Origin of the sequence: Clostridium moutaii (assembly GCF_041205085.1) — a bacterium.
GTDB classification, from domain to species: Bacteria; Bacillota; Clostridia; order Clostridiales; family Clostridiaceae; genus Clostridium_B; species Clostridium_B moutaii.
The window spans coordinates 1-13,185 of record NZ_JBGEWD010000007.1 but is presented as its reverse complement, the minus strand read 5'-3'; the positions used below and the strand labels follow the sequence as shown (position 1 = coordinate 13,185).

17 protein-coding genes, 1 tRNA gene and 1 pseudogene are annotated in these 13,185 nt (G+C 32.3%); 11 read left to right on the top strand and 8 right to left on the bottom strand.

What is annotated here, in order from left to right:
• Positions 1 to 100 precede the first annotated feature (100 nt).
• The 3 genes from AB8U03_RS08560 (at position 101) to AB8U03_RS08550 (ending at position 1,985) form a co-directional block, all read left to right on the top strand.
• Complete coding sequence (locus tag AB8U03_RS08560) at positions 101 to 943, top strand: GHMP family kinase ATP-binding protein (RefSeq protein WP_369704136.1); 843 nt, start codon at positions 101 to 103, stop codon at positions 941 to 943.
• Between the two features lie 63 nt (positions 944 to 1,006).
• Complete coding sequence (cobO, locus tag AB8U03_RS08555) at positions 1,007 to 1,528, top strand: cob(I)yrinic acid a,c-diamide adenosyltransferase (protein WP_369704295.1); 522 nt, start codon at positions 1,007 to 1,009, stop codon at positions 1,526 to 1,528.
• Between the two features lie 160 nt (positions 1,529 to 1,688).
• Positions 1,689 to 1,985, top strand: a complete 297-nt coding sequence (locus AB8U03_RS08550) for a DUF2325 domain-containing protein (RefSeq protein WP_369704135.1) — start codon at positions 1,689 to 1,691, stop codon at positions 1,983 to 1,985.
• A 100-nt stretch (positions 1,986 to 2,085) separates the two neighbouring features.
• Here AB8U03_RS08550 and AB8U03_RS08545 read toward each other — a convergent pair whose 3' ends face one another.
• From AB8U03_RS08545 to AB8U03_RS08520, 6 genes are all read right to left on the bottom strand, one after another.
• Positions 2,086 to 2,880, bottom strand: coding sequence for a metal ABC transporter permease (locus AB8U03_RS08545; protein ID WP_369704134.1), 795 nt, complete (start codon positions 2,878 to 2,880; stop codon positions 2,086 to 2,088).
• A 20-nt stretch (positions 2,881 to 2,900) separates the two neighbouring features.
• The gene (locus AB8U03_RS08540) at positions 2,901 to 3,557 is read right to left on the bottom strand and encodes a metal ABC transporter ATP-binding protein (RefSeq protein WP_369704133.1); all 657 of its coding nucleotides are present in this window, start codon (positions 3,555 to 3,557) and stop codon (positions 2,901 to 2,903) included.
• Positions 3,558 to 3,733: 176 nt separating this feature from the next.
• Positions 3,734 to 5,632: a PTS fructose transporter subunit IIABC gene (locus tag AB8U03_RS08535; protein ID WP_369704132.1), complete on the bottom strand. Its 1,899-nt coding sequence runs from the start codon at positions 5,630 to 5,632 to the stop codon at positions 3,734 to 3,736.
• A 68-nt stretch (positions 5,633 to 5,700) separates the two neighbouring features.
• Entirely contained in the window at positions 5,701 to 6,606 is a 906-nt protein-coding gene (gene pfkB / locus AB8U03_RS08530; protein ID WP_369704131.1) for a 1-phosphofructokinase, read from the bottom strand.
• A complete protein-coding gene (locus tag AB8U03_RS08525) occupies positions 6,606 to 7,355 on the bottom strand; it encodes a DeoR/GlpR family DNA-binding transcription regulator (RefSeq protein ID WP_369704130.1) in 750 nt (249 codons plus the stop codon). The genes pfkB and AB8U03_RS08525 overlap by 1 nt, the downstream gene beginning before the upstream one ends.
• Positions 7,356 to 7,473: 118 nt before the next feature.
• Positions 7,474 to 7,608, bottom strand: coding sequence for a hypothetical protein (locus tag AB8U03_RS08520; RefSeq protein WP_369704129.1), 135 nt, complete (start codon positions 7,606 to 7,608; stop codon positions 7,474 to 7,476).
• Between the two features lie 310 nt (positions 7,609 to 7,918).
• Here AB8U03_RS08520 and AB8U03_RS08515 point away from each other — a divergent pair.
• From AB8U03_RS08515 to AB8U03_RS08505, 3 genes and pseudogenes are all read left to right on the top strand, one after another.
• Positions 7,919 to 8,050, top strand: a pseudogene (locus tag AB8U03_RS08515) (DUF2284 domain-containing protein); the annotation flags it as partial.
• Positions 8,051 to 8,198: 148 nt separating this feature from the next.
• Positions 8,199 to 8,954 (top strand): SDR family NAD(P)-dependent oxidoreductase, encoded by a 756-nt coding sequence (locus AB8U03_RS08510; protein WP_369704128.1) that lies wholly within the window; start codon positions 8,199 to 8,201, stop codon positions 8,952 to 8,954.
• A gap of 280 nt (positions 8,955 to 9,234) precedes the next feature.
• Positions 9,235 to 9,309, top strand: a tRNA-Glu gene (locus AB8U03_RS08505).
• Between the two features lie 86 nt (positions 9,310 to 9,395).
• Here AB8U03_RS08505 and AB8U03_RS08500 read toward each other — a convergent pair.
• Positions 9,396 to 9,749, bottom strand: coding sequence for a tyrosine-type recombinase/integrase (locus AB8U03_RS08500; RefSeq protein ID WP_369704127.1), 354 nt, complete (start codon positions 9,747 to 9,749; stop codon positions 9,396 to 9,398).
• A 49-nt stretch (positions 9,750 to 9,798) separates the two neighbouring features.
• On the opposite strand from AB8U03_RS08500, the gene AB8U03_RS08495 reads away from it, so the two are divergent.
• Positions 9,799 to 9,954 (top strand): hypothetical protein, encoded by a 156-nt coding sequence (locus AB8U03_RS08495; protein ID WP_369704126.1) that lies wholly within the window; start codon positions 9,799 to 9,801, stop codon positions 9,952 to 9,954.
• Positions 9,955 to 10,048: 94 nt separating this feature from the next.
• Here the strand turns inward: AB8U03_RS08495 and AB8U03_RS08490 are convergent, their stop codons facing one another.
• A complete protein-coding gene (locus AB8U03_RS08490) occupies positions 10,049 to 10,285 on the bottom strand; it encodes a hypothetical protein (protein ID WP_369704125.1) in 237 nt (78 codons plus the stop codon).
• A 523-nt stretch (positions 10,286 to 10,808) separates the two neighbouring features.
• Between AB8U03_RS08490 and AB8U03_RS08485 the strand changes: the two genes are divergently transcribed.
• From AB8U03_RS08485 to AB8U03_RS08470, 4 genes are all read left to right on the top strand, one after another.
• Entirely contained in the window at positions 10,809 to 11,231 is a 423-nt protein-coding gene (locus tag AB8U03_RS08485; protein WP_369704124.1) for an ASCH domain-containing protein, read from the top strand.
• Between the two features lie 126 nt (positions 11,232 to 11,357).
• A complete protein-coding gene (terS, locus tag AB8U03_RS08480; RefSeq protein ID WP_369704123.1) occupies positions 11,358 to 11,894 on the top strand; it encodes a phage terminase small subunit in 537 nt (178 codons plus the stop codon).
• A complete protein-coding gene (locus AB8U03_RS08475) occupies positions 11,887 to 12,150 on the top strand; it encodes a hypothetical protein (protein ID WP_369704122.1) in 264 nt (87 codons plus the stop codon). Before terS ends, AB8U03_RS08475 begins: the two co-directional genes overlap by 8 nt.
• Positions 12,143 to 13,185: terminase B (locus AB8U03_RS08470; protein ID WP_369704121.1), on the top strand; the 1,043-nt coding region annotated here is incomplete at its 3' end. The genes AB8U03_RS08475 and AB8U03_RS08470, both read left to right, overlap by 8 nt.

The following is a 13,185-nucleotide window of genomic DNA, read 5'->3' as shown; positions in this document are numbered from 1 at the left end:
TATTCAGAGGCGTAACATTGCTTATCATTCCCACTTTGAAAAAGCCGGGAATGTTAGAAATGGTAGCCATTGGGTAAAGAATTTGTAAAGGATGTATCTTATGGAGGTTACAGCAACTTATCCTGGAAGTTTTGGCGAAATACTTCAGGGAAAAATAGAAAATAAAGATATTTTATTGTCTTGTCCTGTAAATATTTATAGTGAAGTTAAACTTATAGAGTGTGATAATCCTTTGAGAAGAGTGAATCTAAAAAAATCATCGGATTTTTTATTAAATATTCTTAAGTCTTGGGGATATGAAAGGTATTATAAAAATATAGACATAGAAATAAATTCCAAAATTCCACAGGGAAAGGGACTTGCCAGTAGTACAGCAGATTTATGCGGGGTGTATTATTCTCTTATAAATATGTTTAATAGAGAATTTAATGAGTCAGAGCTTATAAAAAATTGTGTAAATATAGAGCCCACGGATAGCATAATATTTAAAAAAATGACCTTGTTTGATTATAAAAATGGAAAGTATAAGTATACTTTAGGGGATTATCTATCTTATAATATACTTGCTTTTGAAGGAAATAAAATCATTGACACTGTGGAATTTAACCACAGGAATTTACCGGAGTTAAGTGATGTTAAGAGTTTAATACCTGTACTTAAAGAGGCAATAAAAGAAAGAAATTTAGAAAAGCTTGCATATGTATCCACAGAGAGCATAATAAAAAATCAAAAAAGACTTTATTATGATTTTTTAAATACAGTAATGGATATAAAAAATAGAACTTCAGGACTTGGAATAATGGGAGCTCACAGTGGAAATGTGCTGGGTATAATATACGAAGATGAAGAAAGATTTCATTTTGGAGAAAAAATTTCAAAAAAGCTAGAATTAAAAAATATTAAGTTGTATGGGTTAAAAACATTAAATAAAATTTCAAATTAGGTGTATTGAATTTAATTTCACATATATGAAGATAATAATAAATTATTATGAGAAAAGGGGTTGATTTTAATGGATAAAGGATACATTCAAGTTTATACTGGAAATGGTAAAGGCAAAACTACAGCAGCATTAGGCTTATCTCTTAGGGCCATATGTGCTGGGAAAAAGGTATTTTTCGGGCAGTTTGTAAAGGGAATGGATTACAGTGAATTAAAGGCGGGAGAATATTTGCCTAATTTTACATTAGAGCAATTTGGAAGAGATGTTTTTATATTTGACAAGCCAAGTAAAGAAGATATAGAAGTGGCTAAGGATGGCTTGGAAAAGGTTAAGAAAATACTTAGTTCAGGAGATTATGATGTGGTTGTATTGGATGAGATAAATATAGCTGTGTTTTATAAACTTTTTACTGTGGATGAAGTATTGGAACTTTTAGACATGAAACCGGAAAAAACGGAAGTTATATTGACTGGAAGATATGCTGATAAAAGAATAATAGACAGGGCAAATTTGGTTACAGAGATGAAAGAGATAAAACATTATTATACGGAAGGTGTCAATGCCAGAAAGGGAATAGAAAATTAATTTGTGAATATTTTAATATAATAAGTTTCAGCCTAACAAATTTTGTTAAATTTGTTAGGCTTTTAATTTTTGCATTTACAAAACAGGAGAATTAAGTTAAAATTGAATATGATAATCAATATCAATTAGAACATAAAAATATATGAGGGAGGATGTTATTATGAGTATTTTAGTTATCGGGGCAGATAGACTGGGAAATATAAAAGATAAATTAAAAGAAAATGGATTTAATAAGATAGGACATGTTAGTGGGAGAAAAAAGGGTGATAGAAAAATAAAAATTCCTGAAAGTACAGATTTAGTACTGGTATTTACAGATTATATAGGTCATAATATATCGGAAATAATAAAAAACAAATCCAAGAGAAGTGATGTAAAAATTATGTTTTGCAAGCGATCCTGGTCAAGTATGTATAAGAATATAGAAAGTTATATGGAACAAATAAGAAAACCTTAGAGGATGTCTGTGAATAATTGTAAGTTTATGTTCATAGGTTTATGGAGTTTAAAATGAGTAAATTTTTGTCTGATATAATGTATAATGCACTTATAAAAAATTATTTGCTAAATAATTTTTTATAAGTTAATACAATTAAAAGTAACAGTACTGAAGTCAATGCAATAGTACCACCGGGAGCACTGTTTATATAATAAGATAGAAATAATCCACCCATTATATCTATAAATCCAAATATTATGGAAAGTATAAATGTGAGTTTAAAGCCTTTGTGAAGTTGAAGTGACGCAGCCACAGGCATGGCAATCATAGATGAAATTACAAGAATACCAAGGATTCTTATGGATACTGAAATTGTAGCACCTACCAAAAGAGCAAAGAGGTAATTTATAAGTTTTACCTTTATTCCACACACTTTAGCACCATTTTCATCAAATGTTATATAAAGAAGTTCATTGTATAATAGTGATAAAGTCAGGACTGAAATTATACTTAATGAAAATACTGTATATAGTTCGCTTTTAGATACTGTAAGTATACTTCCAAACAGGTATGAATTTACATTTGCATTTGCTTTTCCGGTACTTATAAGTACAATTGCAATACCAACTGATAGAGTAAGTATTATTACAAGTATCAATTCAGCATATTTTTTATAATAACTTCTTAAAAACTCTATTGCCACACCTGCAATAGAGGTGAATATAAAAGAGGTTAATATGGGATTATATCCACATACCAAACCTATTGCCACACCTGCAAGAGATGAATGGGATAATGTATCCCCCATCATAGAATATCTTTTTAAAACTAGAAATGTACCTACTGCAGGACACAATATAGATATAAATATACCTGCAATAATTGCATTTTGCATAAAACTGTATTGTAACATAACTTCCCTCCAGTAAAAGTTTAATTTTTGAAAGTTATTAATTCTTTATATTTCTCAATACTGTACATACACGCATTCCCATCATTCATAGTACATATTTGAGTGGAATTTTCAAGGGCAGCTTTTAAATTGTGTTCTACGGATATTACTGTTATGGATGAATTCCTGTTTAAATTCCTTATTATTTTATATATATCCTTTTGACTTGGAATATCAATACCTGTAGATGGTTCATCAAATATCAAAAGTTCAGGATGACCTATAAGTGCTCTTGCTATAAATATTTTTTGACGCTGTCCTCCAGATAGATTTCCTATAAGGCTGTTTTTAAAAGATCTCATTCCAATGAAGTCCAAGCATCTATCCATGGAGCCTTTATCCTTTATTTTTAAAACTTTCATATGACATTTGATTAATTCAGAAACAGTAATGGGAAATTGGGAATTAAAAGTTTCCATCATCTGGGGAACATAGCCAATTTTTTTTGTTGACACATATATACTGCCTTTTAAAGGGTGCAATAACCCTAAAATTAGTTTTATTAAAGTGGTTTTAGCACTGCCATTTTCACCTATAATTGAAGCATAGGTTCCTTTTTTTATGCTTAAATTTACTTTATTTAGTAAATAAGGGGGATTGCCAGTGTAGGAAAAAGTCAAATCTTTTATGCGGATCATACTAAAATTTCCTCCGTTTACTTATTGGTTTGTATAATATTATGGTAAATATAGTTAAGATAATAAAAATATATACAATAATATAAAATACATTTTCATATTATTATATAACCACTTGCAAACAATTTGCAAGTGGTTATAAGAATTTTTAAATAATCATACTGGGGTTTTTTATTTTATAATTTTTTATCCAAAGGTTTTTTCATGAAACCAAGCAGAAATGCAGTTATAAAAGATCCTATCAATATGGAAAAAATATATAGAAGAGGATTCCCATTGATTATTGGTATTACAAATATACCGCCATGAGGTGCAGGCAATCCTATATTGAATATCATAGAAAGTGCTCCTGCAGCTGCGGCTCCTATTACAGAGGCAGGAATTACTCTTGCAGGATCTGAGGCTGCAAAAGGTATGGCACCTTCTGTTATAAAGGTCGCCCCCATTATATAGCATGTTTTTCCCGTATCTCTTTCCTGAGCTGTAAATCTATTTTTAAACAATGTGGTGGCAATGGCAATTCCAAGAGGTGGAACCATTCCTCCTGCCATTATTGCAGCATGGGGAGTGAATTTCCCGGCAGCTATCATGGCTATTCCGAAAGTATAAGCTGCTTTATTTACAGGGCCACCCATATCTACAGCCATCATTCCACCTAGTATAATTCCCAAAATGACTTTATTTGCGGTTCCCATTGATCCAAGCCATTGCTCCAGTGCTGCATTTATGGCTTTAACAGGATCTACAATAAATAATAGCATTATAATCCCGGTAATTAGTATACCGAATAGGGGATACAATAGTACAGGCTTTATACCTTCAAGTGAAGTGGGTAATCCAGAAAATGCTTTTTTTAGCAATACCACAACATAACCACCTAAGAATCCTGCAATCAATCCGCCTAGAAATCCTGCTCCATTGTTATATGCTATAAGTCCACCTACCATTGCAGGTGCAAAACCAGGTCTGTCAGCTATGCTCATTCCAACAAATCCGGCAAGCACGGGTATCATAAGTGAAAATGAATATGTGCTTCCCACATCATGTAAAAGCTTGGCTATAACATTAAAGGATGGATCCTTTGGATCAAAGCTTTTAATACCAAACATAAATGATATGGCTATAAGTATACCGCCGCCCACAACAAAAGGAAGCATATTTGAAACACCGCTCATCAGGTGTTTATAGAAACCGTTTTTTTGTTTTACCTCTGATTTTGATATTTCACCTTTTTTATCTGAGTGATACACAGGTGCCTCACTGCTTATAGATTTATTTATAAGTGCTTCAGGATCTTTAATGGCATTGGATACAGATACTTGAATTAAATTTTTACCATCAAACCTTTTCATTTCAACTTGTTTGTCAGCAGCTACAATTATTCCATCTGCCTTTTGTATATCTTCATCAGTAAGTTTGTTTTTTACACCTGTAGCACCATTTGTCTCTACTTTAATTTGAATTCCCATATCCCTGGCTTTGTTACTTAAGGCATCTGCTGCCATATAAGTATGTGCTATACCTGTAGGACAAGCTGTAACTGCCAGTATTAATTTATGAGACTTTTCATCTAAATTATTTTCCGCAGGTTCAACATTGATTTTTTTAGATTTTATATATTCTTTCTCCTGTTCATCTATGAGATTTAGCACTGTGTCCTTGGATTCAGCATTCATAAGTTTATTTTTGAATCCTTCATTCATCAGCATACTGGACAATCTTGCAAGAGTATCTAAATGCTCATTGTCAGCTCCTTCAGTTGCCGCTATCATAAAAAACAATTTAGCATCAGTTCCATCTAAGGACTCATAATCTAGTCCTTCTTTTTTTATACCAAAAGCCAGAGAAGGAATTTTTACAGCAGATGTTTTTGCATGAGGTATTGCTATGCCTTCTCCTATACCAGTAGAAAATTCAGATTCCCTTTTTAATATTTGTTTTTTATACTCTTCCCTGTCATTTAATTTTCCTGCAGAATCAAGTATATTTACAAGTTCATTTATTACTTCAGATTTAGTATCTGATTCCAATTTAAGCTTTATTGTATTCTTTTCTAAAAGCTCAGTAATTTTCATAATTTTACCTCCGTTTCAAATTGATATTAGAGATCTTGCACCAAGTATCCTGGTATTTTAGAGTTTTATTAGAATCTGGTTATATTCACGCTGGAAAGTAAATTATCTACATCTTCTTTTTTACACAAGTCCATAGAAAAAGCAGTGGCACTTCCAGAAGCTGCACCATATTTGAAACTGTCAACCAAGTTAAAACTTCTGGTGTATTCAGCAAGAAATCCAGCTACAACGGAGTCACCGGCACCTACAGAGTTTTTGACTTTGCCTTTTGGTGCAGAAGCGGCGTAAACACCTTCATCGCATATAAGCAGAGCACCTTGTTTTCCCATGGAGATTATTACGTTTTGCGCTCCCATATCCCTTAATTTATTTGCATAATGAACAATTTTTTCTGTATCTTTCATTTTTACATTAAATATATCCTCCAGTTCATGTATGTTAGGTTTTATTAAAAAAGGTTTATATTTTAATGTAGCCCTTAGGGAGTCACCGGTTGTATCCACTATTACCCTGGCATTTGGGCATTTTTTTTGAATTATGGAATATACGTCTGTCTTTACAGACTTCTGAATATTTCCCGCAAGTACTATAAAATCCTCAGATTTTAAGTTTTCTACTTTTTTGAATAATTTATTTAAACTGTAATCATCTATATAAGGACCTGAACCGTTTATTTCAGTTTCTTTATTGGATTTAAGTTTTACATTTATTCTTGTATCTTCACTAATCTGTATAAAATCAGTGGAAATGCCTGCATTTTCAAGAGAATCTTTTATGAATTTTCCGGTGAATCCACCTATAAAGCCAAGTACTTTACTTGATACTCCCAAATTATTAAGAACCCTTGATACATTTATTCCTTTTCCACCAGCATATTTTTTTTCATCAGTGGTCCTATTGACAGTGCCTAAAATTAAATTGTCAATCTGTATTACATAATCTATGGAGGGATTGAAGGTTACAGTATATATCATTAATTCATCACAACCTTTACTTTGGTTTTTTTTGCATATTTTTCATAATTTTTTACTTTATAATCGGTAATTACAGAAGCTTGTTCCAAATTGGCTACCTTTACAAAACTCACTTCTCCAAATTTGCTTCCGTCTGCCAGAATATAGCTTTGGGATGAGTGGTTAATAGCATTTTCTTTAAGTATGGCTTCTTCAGAATCGGGAGTAGTAAAGCCATACTGTAGGTGAATGCCATTTATACCCAAAAAACATTTGTCAAATCTGAACTTTTCAAGGCTTTTAAGTGCATCTGAACCTATGACAGCTTTTGTCCTGTTCTTTACTTTTCCTCCAAGTATATATCCATTTATATTGTTCTCAATAATAGAATTTATGTGATTTAAACCATTGGTTACTATTATTATTGATTTCTTGTTTATATATTGAATCATTTCAAATGTGGAGGTTCCTGCGTCCATATATATGCAATCTCCCTCATCTATACAAGAGGCTGCAAATTTTGCTATTTTTCTTTTTTGTTTTATATTTTGAATTTCTTTTTCACCATAACTTGGTTCAATAAGTCGCCCTTTTGGAAATGTGGCACCGCCATGAATCCGCTTTATTGCATTTATATTTTCTAGATAGGTTAAGTCACGTCTTATAGTAGATTCTGATGTATTTAAAAGGGTTACCAGTTCATTGATCTTTACAATTTCCTTTTTTTTTAATTGATCTAATATTATCTTATGCCGTTGTTCTGTTAACAAAAATAGTTACCATCCCTTCTATAAACATTAAATATATCTTATATGAATATTGTAATATAAAAGTTTTTATAAATCAATCATTATAAGCCAAAAATAATCATTTTTTTTCATATATAAGTCATAAATAATCATATATATTTTTTAAAAATTTAGTTTTCTCCATGATTATCATTGCTAAGGCCTCATCTTTTTCAAAGCTGAACTTAAGCACTGCTATGTCCTGGATAAGTTCTTTTAAACAGGTAGACTCCACATGAACCCAGGAATCACTTGGTAGAATTATAGTTCATTTTAGAGACAACTTTACTGAAGTTTATACAATATTTTTATAGCTATAAATGAATCCAGTATTTAATAAATTATGTTGGATTAAATTGGGTTATATGATACTCTATATTTAAAGAATGCTTTGCTACTTTCAAACCTTAAAGTAATTATAAAAACAATTGGATTATATGGTAAACGATTATTTTGTAGGGGAGTTATTATATGGAAATTGATCTTGATAATTTAGTTAAAGATACACTGAAACTTAATTCTGATAATGCTGCAATTGTAGATATCCTGACAAGGCACTTTCCTCTGTTGAAGCTTATGGAATTGATGTTATTTCTCTCGAAGAGGATGTTCGAATTTCATATTATAATAGTCCCAACACAGTTCCTTATGTAGGTCTTATATTTTTCAATGAATAATTTATCATGTTTGGAAGAGAACAATATTTTCATAAGTGTTTTTTTCTAAATTATAAAACATTCCTTAAAAAAATATAAAACATTACTTGACACTGTAAATATTTTAGAAGATATTTAAGTAAATAAATAAAATAGGGGATGGAGATGCATGTATAATTTTAAAGATAAAGTGGTTGTAGTTACCGGCAGTACTAAAGGCATAGGTAGAAGAATAGCAGAGAAATTTTTAGAGGCTGGTGCCAAGGTAGCAATTTTAGGGAGAACATTTAATAATAATATGCTTGAAGATTTTGCAGGAGGTGAAGGGCTTGAAAGGGTATTTGGTAAAGCTATTGATGTAAGTAATGTTTCTCAGCTTCAGGGATTTTTACAAAATGTAATTGACAAGTTCGGAAAAATTGATATTCTAATTAATAATTCAGGTATTTACAAACCAGTATCTCACTTGGAAGTGACGGAAGACATGTGGGATCTTTCCATGTCCGTTAATGTAAAAAGTTATTTTTTTGCTTCTCAGTATTTTGCAAAGCACGTGAAACAAAGAGGTGGAAAAGGTATTATTGTAAATATTGCATCCATAAATTCTCAATCAGTTGTAAAGAATAGTGCGGCTTATGTTACCAGCAAAGCAGCTGTTGCAATGCTTACAAAATCACTTGCTCTTGATTGGGGGGAACTTGGTATTAGAGTTAATGCGGTGGGACCGGGAAGTGTACCAACTGATATTAATGCCAAGATTTATGAAGATAAAGCAAAATTAAAGGCTTTGCAGGACAGGCTTCCATTGGGAAGGCAGGGAACTAAAGATGAAATTGCAAATGCAGTACTATTTTTAGCTTCAAAAGAGGCTACATATATAACAGGTCAAATTCTATATGTTGATGGTGGATGGCTTTTACAGTGAAAGGTAGTATGTACACTAAATGAAAAAGTTAATCCCATTGTACAGAAAATAGGAAGATATTTAATTATGCATAATGGAGTTAGTTAAAAAGATATACCTCAAAATAATTTTGCCGTTATTTTGAGGCGTTATGTTTTTAATCTCTAATGTCACGAATACATTCCATAATAAGGATTATAGTCATTTAAAAATGTTTTTATTTAATTTATGTTAAAAGGATATTGACTAAATGGATAAAAAAATATATAATAATATTTGTTGATTGCAAAAATTAATATGAGGTCCCTTGGTCAAGCGGTTAAGACGTCACCCTCTCACGGTGAAATCAGGAGTTCGATTCTCCTAGGGACTACCAAAGTTAAAAGAATGGCTTAACTTCAATAGTTAAGGCATTTTATTTTTGCAGTTTTTTAATCTGTTTTTGGGAAATTTACACCATTTTTACACCATAGTTTTTATATCACCCAATATATCTATAGATTTTTCTTTTTCTTTTTTTAAAACATGAGTATAAATGTTGGCAGTTATTTCAATACTGCTATGACCCAAAAGCATAGAAATGGTTTTTAAAGGTATATTATTTTCAAATTGCTTGGTGGCATATGTATGCCTGAGAGCATGAAATTTTTTATGAGGTATATTTAAATCCTTTAAAAATTTTGCCCATGTCTTGTCCAGATTTCCAGCATTAATCAAATTACCTTGCTCGCTCAAAAATATATAATCTAAGTTATCTTTACAATAGCTAGTACCGGCTTTTAGTTTTTCCGATTTTTTAATTTTAAGTGCATTCAAGTTGAGATATCCGGATGTGGATTTAAATGTGTTAAAGGGGGTATGAGCCATGATAATAACTGAGTTCTACAGGCAGAGGATTGCAAAGATAGAGAAGGAAATTAGGGTTGCGGAGCTGGAGAGGGATTTCAAGAAGGTTGCCAAGCTACAGGTTGAAAAAGTGGAAGTAAGGAAAAGGATTGGAGAGATTGAGGGGAATTTATAAAGTGAAAATAATGCAAAAGGGTTGAAAATAGTCTGAACAATAATATTAATAATCTAAAAAATACATAGATAGTTTACTATCTATGTGCTATAAGCTACTTTTTAAGTTTCTTAATTTGTTTTTTAAGATTTTTAATTTGTTTGTGCTTTTCTTCTAAAGACTTAAGATGTTCTTGTTGGGCCGCAATATTAAGTATATTAGTTGAAACAGCAGCTAAAAAATTGCCAAATACATTATTGTCGCTAGCTGATTTTCCTTCTGTAAGTGTAAGTGCAAATAAATTTGCTAGAAAAGACAAATCTTCAGGAGTTATTGAATCAAAAAGTGACATTGTAACTCACCTCAAACTTAGTATATTAAAATAAATTAAGGATAGTTACAACTAAGGTATATATGAAGTTGTAACTAAGCTAATAGCGTACTTTGAAAATTTTGCAAAGAAAAAGCCAGGGATAAAATCCCTGGTATAAAGGTACCAAAATGTTATTTAATATAGAAAACTTGATATAGGGATTAAACACTGGGGATTTACCATCCCCAGCATAAATAAGTATCAACATATTGAAGGACAAATATCCTGGTTCATATGAGACTTTAAATATTTAAATATCTTAAATACATTGATAACTTATATATAGAATGTGCAGAATTTAGATTATTATACTGGTAATTTTAGGAGTGGTGTATATGGAAAAGTTAACAGCAAGGCAGAAGGCTGAAATGACTTATAATATGCTGCAGAAACGGAAGATTAGGAAAGCCAAGGAAAAAGAAAACATGGTTTATGAGGTTGTGGGTTAATCGGTTAAAAGATGCATGAAAGGGATTCGTTTTAAGTAGAAAGGAGAAAAGGTATGAAGGTATTGACTATCAGGCAGCCATGGGCTTCACTCATAGCCCTTGGTGAGAAACATATAGAAACTAGGTCATGGAAAACAAATTATCGGGGACCATTGTTAATACATGCAGGTAAAAATATAGATAAACAGGCTTTAAAAAATCCAATAATTAGAGAATCACTTAAAAGTATAAATATAAATGAAATGCCAATAGGAATGATTATTGCTAAGTGTAATTTAGTAGATTGCGCAAAAGTTAAATCATCAAAGAGTGATGTTATATATACCGATGTTCCTAGAATTATAGTGGAAGGTAAAGAGCTGATTTTTGGAGATTATTCACCAGGTAGATATGCATGGATCTTAGATAATATTGAACCTTTAAGGAAACCAGTGTCGGCCAAAGGACAGCTGAGTTTATGGGAATACAGGGAGTGATGCCATGAAAGCATTAATGCATTTTGTGATTTTGTATTTGGTATGCATGGGTATATTTGTTGGAGTAATGGCTGTGACTGTATTGATTTTTAGGCATAAGTAATAAATAAGTAGGAGGGAATGCCAGTGGACAAGGAGACATTAACGCATGGCTTTTTTTCTAAGATTTTTCCGCCTGAAACAATAGAAATGGTGGAGGACATTATGGTTAAAGATCCGTTGGATATGCTTTGGGAAAATATAATAATTCAGTATACTGCCATAGCAAGGTCCCAGAGAATTATGGATGTTACCGAAAAATCAGAAATGATTAAGGAACTTAAGAAATCCAAAGTTAAAACAAAGGATAGAAGTACAGAGAAAACTTCCACTAATGAATCAGAGAAAGAGTATGAATATGAATTCCAGTTTGCTTGGGACAGACGGGCCACATTCCTACAAGCTCAATCAAGGGCAATGTCAGAACTGAGAAGTCTCATAAAGCAGTATGATGAAATGCTCCATAACAATTGGGATAAAGCTACGGAAGAACAAAAATTGAGGATTGAGAAGCTGAGAGCTGAAGTTGACAAGGTTAGGGGAGATGGTAAAAATGATGAAGCTAAGACATGGGCTGATAAAATTCAGGAGATAGCAGCGAAGAGACGTGGTAAAGATGGATAAAGGATTGATAACTTTATTGGATAATTACTGGGATAATCCTGTATGGTTTGCTGAAGATATGCTGAAATTTCATGCTGATAAATGGCAGTCAGATGTACTTATGGCATTAGCAGGGGATCCAAAGGTAAGTGTAAGGTCTGGACAGGGAGTAGGGAAAACAGGACTTGAAAGCATAGCTGTTACATGGTATTTATGTACAAGGCCATTTCCAAAAGTTATTGCCACAGCACCAACAAGACAACAGTTATATGATTGATGTACTTTGGAGTGAAATATCAAAGTGGCTATCAGGAAGTATGGTAGATAAATTACTGCAATGGACCAAAACAAAAGTATATATGAAAGGCTATGAGGAAAGATGGTGGGCTACTGCAAGGACGGCTGTTAAACCTGAAAACATGCAGGGATTTAATGAAGATTACATGCTGTTTGTTGTTGATGAAGCTTCCGGTGTTGCTGATCCAATTATGGAAACTATACTTGGAACATTGACCGGCTACGAAAACAAGCTCCTTATGTGCGGAAACCCTACAAGAACCAGTGGAACATTTTATGACAGCCATAACAGAGACAGGGATTTATATAGGACTTTCAAAGTATCGTCTTTGGACAGCCCCAGGACATCACAGGATAATATTGAAATGCTCAAAAGAAAGTATCTTGAGGATTCAGATGTATATAGAGTCAGAGTACTCGGAGAATTTCCCAAAGGTGAATCAGATGCACTTATCCCTCTTGAATATGCTGAAACTGCTACAAATACTAAGGTAAGTATAAAAGACTGCTTTACTTTCAATCTTGGCGCTGACATTGCCAGGTTTGGTAATGATAACACTGTAATGGCTCCGAGAATAGGGAATAAGGTATTTCCATTACTTGAATACAGTAAGAAAGATACTATGGAGACCAGTGGAAATATATTGAGAGCTGTAGACAAATTTAAAAATGAGTATCATCAAATTAATAAAGTAAAGATAAAGGTTGATGATGATGGACTTGGTGGAGGAGTAACCGACAGGCTCAATGAGGTAGTGAGACAGCAAAGATTGGGCTATGAGATTATTCCTATTAAAAATGGTGCAAAGGCAGATGATGATGAACACTACTCAGATAAATCAGCCGAGATGTGGGGGAATATGAGAGACATTCTTGAAGAAAACTTTACTAATTTTGTTCAGGGTAAAGAACCTACAATTGAACTTCCTGATAATGAGAAATTAATTAAGCAGTTGTCAAACAGGAAATATACTGGTGTAGATGGTAATGGGACACATATGGGAGTAAGAGCGAC

Bases quoted from the DNA above. Each gene is read 5' to 3' on its own strand.
- AB8U03_RS08560 (WP_369704136.1), top strand. From the start codon at position 101: ATGGAGGTTACAGCAACTTATCCTGGAAGTTTTGGCGAAATACTTCAG.
- AB8U03_RS08550 (WP_369704135.1), top strand. From the start codon at position 1,689: ATGAGTATTTTAGTTATCGGGGCAGATAGACTGGGAAATATAAAAGAT.
- AB8U03_RS08545 (WP_369704134.1), bottom strand. From the start codon at position 2,880: ATGTTACAATACAGTTTTATGCAAAATGCAATTATTGCAGGTATATTT.
- AB8U03_RS08540 (WP_369704133.1), bottom strand. From the start codon at position 3,557: ATGATCCGCATAAAAGATTTGACTTTTTCCTACACTGGCAATCCCCCT.
- AB8U03_RS08535 (WP_369704132.1), bottom strand. From the start codon at position 5,632: ATGAAAATTACTGAGCTTTTAGAAAAGAATACAATAAAGCTTAAATTG.
- pfkB (WP_369704131.1), bottom strand. From the start codon at position 6,606: ATGATATATACTGTAACCTTCAATCCCTCCATAGATTATGTAATACAG.
- AB8U03_RS08510 (WP_369704128.1), top strand. From the start codon at position 8,199: ATGTATAATTTTAAAGATAAAGTGGTTGTAGTTACCGGCAGTACTAAA.
- AB8U03_RS08495 (WP_369704126.1), top strand. From the start codon at position 9,799: ATGATAATAACTGAGTTCTACAGGCAGAGGATTGCAAAGATAGAGAAG.
- AB8U03_RS08490 (WP_369704125.1), bottom strand. From the start codon at position 10,285: ATGTCACTTTTTGATTCAATAACTCCTGAAGATTTGTCTTTTCTAGCA.
- AB8U03_RS08485 (WP_369704124.1), top strand. From the start codon at position 10,809: ATGAAGGTATTGACTATCAGGCAGCCATGGGCTTCACTCATAGCCCTT.
- AB8U03_RS08475 (WP_369704122.1), top strand. From the start codon at position 11,887: ATGGATAAAGGATTGATAACTTTATTGGATAATTACTGGGATAATCCT.